The 6244-nt window shown below is 50.9% G+C and carries 6 protein-coding genes; all 6 read left to right on the forward strand.

The features are described from left to right. Positions 1-22: 22 nt before the first annotated feature. Positions 23-775 (forward strand): DUF502 domain-containing protein, encoded by a 753-nt coding sequence (locus EV12_RS09890; protein ID WP_036914928.1) that lies wholly within the window; start codon positions 23-25, stop codon positions 773-775. A 29-nt stretch (positions 776-804) separates the two neighbouring features. Beyond that, a complete protein-coding gene (gene nusB, locus EV12_RS09895) occupies positions 805-1440 on the forward strand; it encodes a transcription antitermination factor NusB (protein WP_036914929.1) in 636 nt (211 codons plus the stop codon). Then, positions 1440-2894 carry a signal recognition particle-docking protein FtsY gene (gene ftsY, locus EV12_RS09900; RefSeq protein ID WP_036914930.1) on the forward strand — a complete coding sequence of 485 codons (1455 nt, stop codon included), beginning with the start codon at positions 1440-1442 and terminating at the stop codon, positions 2892-2894. The genes nusB and ftsY overlap by 1 nt, the downstream gene beginning before the upstream one ends. A gap of 63 nt (positions 2895-2957) precedes the next feature. Next, complete coding sequence (locus tag EV12_RS09905; protein ID WP_036914932.1) at positions 2958-4361, forward strand: PP2C family protein-serine/threonine phosphatase; 1404 nt, start codon at positions 2958-2960, stop codon at positions 4359-4361. Between the two features lie 29 nt (positions 4362-4390). Continuing rightward, positions 4391-5803, forward strand: coding sequence for an argininosuccinate lyase (argH, locus tag EV12_RS09910; RefSeq protein WP_036914933.1), 1413 nt, complete (start codon positions 4391-4393; stop codon positions 5801-5803). 125 nt (positions 5804-5928) lie between these two features. Further along, on the forward strand, positions 5929-6244 hold a 316-nt coding region (locus EV12_RS09915), incomplete at its 3' end, for an RNA-binding protein (protein ID WP_036914934.1).

The following is a 6244-nucleotide window of genomic DNA, read 5'->3' on the forward strand; positions in this document are numbered from 1 at the left end:
CGCTTTTGGCCTCAGACTTTCCTTGGTGCAGTCCAATCCCACAACAGATCTTCCGCTGACCTCAAGGCTTCAGCAGGATCTCAAGAACGATCTCATTGCAGGGTTGTTGGTAGTCATACCTTTGGCGACAACGATCTGGCTGGCTACCACTGTCAGCAGATTTGTACTGGCATTTGTTACGTCGATCCCCAAACAGGTCAATCCGTTTATCACCCTTAATCCACTTCTTCAGGATCTGATTAATTTGAGCCTGGGCCTTACGGTGCCGTTGCTTGGCATCCTTTTGATTGGCTTGATGGCTCGCAATATTGTTGGACGTTGGCTGCTTGAGTTTGGGGAGGGAACTCTTTCTCGGATACCTCTTGCTGGTTCGGTTTATAAGACCCTTAAGCAGCTTTTGGAAACTTTCCTAAGAGATAATTCGAAGCGTTTTCGTCGAGTGGTGTTGGTGGAATATCCCCGTGAGGGCTTGTTTAGTGTTGGGTTTGTGACCGGTTTGGTAGGTCCCTCACTACAAGCTGAGATTGATCAGCCATTGCTTAGTGTGTTTATTCCCACGGCCCCCAATCCCACCACAGGTTGGTATACCTTGGTGCCGGAGTCCTCGGTTCGCAATTTAAATATTTCTGTGGAGGATGCTTTCCGCACAATTATTTCAGCAGGAATTGTGAACCCTGATGAACAAGAGCCTCCTATGAATCGTAGTTTCTCAAGCTTGATGACTCAATTGCGTTCTAATACTGCCCCGTCTTCTACGACTACGACCCAGGTTTGAGTTCGTCTCCTCCCGTTCTTGTGTCGATCATGCAGTCCAGATCACTTGCTCGAGAATTGGCTCTTTTGGTGCTTGGTCAGATTCCCGAACGTGAAAGTTCTAGGTTGAAAACAATATCTTTGGAGGGTCTTCTTCAGAAGGCTTTTGATACCTTGAGTCAGCATTGGAGAGAGGGTCTTGATACTTGTGCTGTTGAGCTTGAGAATGCTCAACAGCATTTACTCGATAGTGAGTTTCAAGATCGTGATGTGAGCTCTACGAGTAAGGTTCGTGAGCATTTACAGGCTTGTCTTATTGGTGCAGAACAGGTCATTAATGGTGTTTCAACAAGCTTAGAAATCCCCCGTTTGCTGGCGTTAGGAAACCAGGAGCAGATTCGGCTTGGGGCTCTAGAGCGTGTGAGGTTGGTGATAGAACAACGCAACAGCATTGATGCAAGTATTGATGCTGTTATGGAGGGCTGGCGCTTGAGTCGTTTGCCTCGTATTGATCGGGATATCTTGAGGTTGGCCGTGGTGGACTTGACTTCTCTTCAGACTCCATCTGCTGTGGCTTGTAATGAAGCTGTTGAATTGGCCCATCGTTACAGCGATGATCAAGGTCGTCGCATGATTAATGGTGTTTTGAGACGGTTGCATGATGCCTCCACTGTGACGTTGGCCTAATGGTTTACGACTGGTTTAATCGTCAAGCCAGTGACGATGTTTCTACTGAGAAAGTTTTAGAGGAGAAGGCAGAAGGCTCTGAGGAGGTCAGTTCAGATTCGTCTAATAATCAAGAGGAATCTTCTCCAATGAACCAGGAGGAATCCTCTTTGGAGTGGGCTCGCAGTGCTTACGCCCGCTTAAAAGCACAGCAGGCGCAGCAGAAAACATCTCAGGCTTCAGTTGAGATTGACTCTGCTAGCGAAACAGTCGTTGCTGCGAATGTTCAACCTGAATTTAGTGCTCAGTCTTCAGGTCCTGAGGTTGGTGGTTCTTTGTTGGAGCAAGCTGCGCTCCAGAGGCAGGTGCGTCAACAAGAGCTTGAAGCAAGGGTTGAGGAGGTGTCGCCTCAAATAGCTCAGCAATCTCAGTTTTCGGAAACGTCGCCTGAACCCATGCTTGGTGAGTTTGACGAAACCTTTGCGTGGTCTGCAGAAGTGCTTGCAGCACAGGGGCGCAAGCCGGAAAAGATTTCTTTAGAAGAGATTGATTGGTTGGGTCGACTCAGGCGTGGTCTTGAAAAGACCCGTCAAGGTCTTGTCAAAGGCCTTTTGGAAAACCTGGGAGATGATCCCCTTACCCCTGAGGTGCTTGATGACCTTGAAACATTACTTTTGAGAGCTGATGCGGGAGTTGAAGCTACGGATCAAGTTCTCGATGCGCTTCGTCGTCGAATGAACGAAGAAGTTGTGGATCCTGCTGAAGGACTTCGCTTTCTTAAACAACAACTTTGCAATCTTTTGGAGGCTCCGATTCAGGACACTGGCATTGATCTTCTGGCGCCAGAACGGGGTCGTCTCAATATCTGGTTATTCGTGGGAGTCAATGGTGTTGGCAAGACCACCACTCTTGGCAAGTTGGCAAACTTGGCAGTACGCAGTGGTTATACCGCTTTGATTGCTGCTGCTGACACCTTCCGGGCCGCTGCTGTTGAACAGGTAAAGGTGTGGGGTGCTCGCAGTGGTGTACCGGTCATAGCCAATTCCACTGCCAATGCTGATCCTGCTGCTGTTGTGTTTGATGCTATTGGTGCGGCCCGATCTAAATCAACGGACCTTGTGCTTGTTGACACAGCTGGTCGTTTGCAGACAAAGCACAATTTGATGGAGGAGCTACAGAAGGTTCGACGAATTATTGATCGTTTAGCACCTGAAGCCAGGGTTGAATCTCTTTTGATACTTGATGCCAGTCAAGGTCAGAACGGATTGCGACAAGCCATGGCTTTTGCCCAGGCGGCAGCTCTTACAGGGGTAGTGATTACCAAGTTGGATGGCACATCTCGTGGTGGCGTGGCCTTGGCGGTGGCTTCAGAAGCGAGGTTGCCGATTCGTTTCATCGGCGCTGGTGAGGGGATCCGTGATTTACGACCGTTCAATAGTTTTGAATTTGTTGAGGCACTCTTGGCTAACTATTGATGTTCTGGCAGCGGCCTGCAGCAGTTGATCTTGCTAACTTTCTAACCCTGCTGTGCCGTTGCCGTGAGCAGTAAGCCGCCACGGCGACATCCGACTCCTTCTTTTCGTAGCGCCTCTCAGCAGGTGTCAGCCTCTTCGTCGTTGCGGCAATTGCTTGATAGCTTGTCGAGGGAGCAGCGCCGAAATCAGGACTTGTTGGTTTCGTTGGGTTTTGCCCTGCGCAGTTTCACCAATCTGCATCGTTTTCTCGAATTGGTTCCTGTGGTGGCCTCCCGCCTGGTGGGCGTACAAGGAGCATTGCTCGTGCCTTTTCAGGCTGATGGTCGTTTGTGGAGGGAGCAGCTTCAGGCAGTTCCATTTGATCAGAGTCAGGAATTAGTGAGGCAGTTGGCTTCATTTGAAGCAGGCTTTGCCACGGGTTTCGGTACTGATGAGGCACAGGTTCTTGCTATGGATCGGTTGGTTCAGCGCCATTTGGCTAGGGCCGGGATGTTTGCCACCTCATTAGTTGCTCGCGGGCAGCAGCGAGGCAGGCTTTATGTTTTTGATCCTCAAGCAGCTCTGATTTGGAGTGATGTTCACCGTCGCCATGTGCAGTTGGTGGCTGACCTTACTGGGGTCGCTATTGAGAACGATTTGATGCTTCAGGAGGCCCGTCTTCACGAGCGGGTGGACCGTCAACTGAGTATCGGGGCAGAGATTCAGGCTCAGCTCTTGCCGGATCGTTGTCCTGTGATTGAAGGTGTCGAGCTTGCGGCTCGTTGTCGTCCCGCCTTTCAGGTCGGCGGCGATTATTACGATTTCATCCCTACCCGTCCAGAACTGATCGGTCGACGTAGGGAACGAGGTCGTTGGGGTCTTGTGATGGGCGATGTGATGGGTAAGGGTGTACCTGCTGGTTTATTAATGACCATGCTCAGGGGCATGTTGCGTGCAGAGGTGTTGAGTGGCCTGCCGCCTAATCGGATTCTCCATGATCTCAATCAGCTAGCTCAAGAGGACTTGGCTCAGTCCCATAGGTTTGTGACTCTTTTTTATTCTGATTACGATCCGCGCACGCGTCGTCTTCGCTATGCCAATGCTGCTCATAATCCTCCGCTGATCTGGCGAGCTGAGCAACGCAGTGTGAGTCGGCTTGATGTGCCTGGTTTGTTGATTGGACTTCAGCCAGAGGCGGATTACAGCTGTGGTGAAATTTTGCTCAAGCCTGGTGACGTGATTATTTACTACACAGACGGTGTTACCGAAGCTCCTGGTATCACCGGAGATCGTTTTGATGAAGCTCGGTTGATTCGCACAATGGAGGGATCTTGTCGAAGTGGCTTAGGCGCACAGGGGATTCTTGATCAGTTATTTGCCCGTTTGGATCGGTTTGTCGGTGTGGATCATCAACTGGAAGATGATGCCTCAATGGTGGTTTTGAAAGTGCCAGAGGAGGTAACGCTGCCTTCTGTGTCCCTGGCCTGACAAGCTGTTGACTCGCTGCTCATGAAGGGATGGCAGGTGGAGTAACCGGTGGTTCTGCAGAAGGCTGGAGCAATAGGTTTGAAGAGGGATTGCATCCGGTTATTGAGCGGTTCAATGCTTCCATCAGCTTTGACATCACTCTGCTCCAAGAAGATTTGGATGGGTCTATCGCTCATGCACGCATGCTTGGCGAATGTGGAGTGATCAGTCTTGAAGAGGCGACTCAGCTTGAGGGCGGTCTTGAGAAAATCCGCTCAGAGGCAGCGGCAGGAGAGTTTCAGCCAGGAATTGTTGATGAAGATATTCATTTCGCTGTGGAACGGCGCCTGATCGCTTTATTGGGCCCTGTCGGTAAGAAACTTCATACCGGCCGAAGTCGCAATGATCAGGTAGGCACGGATCTGCGCTTGTGGTTACGGCGTCGCTTGGATGATTTGGATTGTGAACTGGAGCGGTTTCAGCATGCTCTTTTGGCACAGGCAGAATCCCATCGTCAAACTTTGATTCCCGGCTACACCCACTTACAGCGTGCCCAGCCGCTTTGCTTGGCCCATCACCTTTTGGCTTATGTCGAGATGATCCAAAGGGATAGAGATCGGCTTAAAGATGTTCGCGGACGAGTCAATATTTCGCCGCTTGGCTCGGCTGCCCTTGCAGGAACATCAGTGCCTATTGATCGCCAAAATACAGCAGCAGCACTTGGTTTTGAGTGTATTTATGCGAATAGTCTGGATGCGGTAAGTGATCGCGATTTTGCTGTTGAGTACACAGCGGCGGCTTCGTTGGTCATGGTCCATCTCAGTCGCCTGGCGGAGGAGGTGATTTTCTGGGCGTCTGAGGAATTTGCATTTGTGCGTCTCAGCGATCGTTGTGCCACTGGCAGCAGCTTGATGCCTCAGAAGAAGAATCCTGATGTGCCTGAATTGGTACGAGGCAAATGTGGTCGTGTGTTTGGTCACCTTCAGGGTCTCCTGACCATGATTAAGGGATTGCCATTGGCTTACAACAAGGACTTTCAGGAGGATAAGGAAGCTCTATTTGACGCCGTTCGCACCACTAAAGATTGTGTGGAAGCCATGTCGATTTTGATGGAGCAAGGGCTGGAGTTTTGTTCGGAACGCTTGGCAGCTGCCGTTGAATCCGATTTTTCCAATGCCACTGATGTGGCTGACTACCTGGTTGCTAAAGGAGTGCCCTTTCGGGAGGCCTACCAACTGGTGGGTGCGGTTGTGAAGCGTTGTTTAGAGGAAGGGATTTTGCTGTGTGATCTAAGCCTCGAGCAATGGCAGGAATTTCACTCCGCTATTGCTGAGGATTTGCATGAAGCATTGGCTCCAAAGCGGGTTGTGGCTGTGCGGATTAGTGAAGGCGGCACTGGTTTTGATCGAGTTGAGGAGCAACTGCGTCACTGGCGTAGCCGCCTTGGTTCCGGACTGTCATGATCGAAATGCCTCGGCGGGTCTACGCTGATAGCGTCAAAGGTGGATTGATTCATTTCCGAATCATGAACTAATGGCTAAACCTGGCCCAATTGGTCCACTTCTTTTTTTTACGGTCCACAAGGAAAGTGAGTATTTTCGTCGGCAATCTTCCCTTCCGCGCTGAGCAGGAAGACGTTATTGAATTGTTTGCACCTTTTGGTGAGGTTGCAAATTGTGCCTTGCCCTTGGAACGCGACACAGGACGCAAAAGGGGCTTTGCTTTTGTTGAGATGGCTGATGAGGCCGCTGAGCCTGCGGCGATCGAAGCTCTTCAAGGTGCCGAAATGATGGGTCGCCCTTTGAGGATTAATAAGGCAGAGCCGCGTGGCAGTGCACCTCGTCGCGGCGGCGGTGGATATGGCGACGGCGGTGGCGGTGGCGGCGGTGGATATGGCGGTGGCG

It is taken from the genome of Prochlorococcus sp. MIT 0701 (assembly GCF_000760295.1).
Classification (GTDB): domain Bacteria; phylum Cyanobacteriota; class Cyanobacteriia; order PCC-6307; family Cyanobiaceae; genus Prochlorococcus.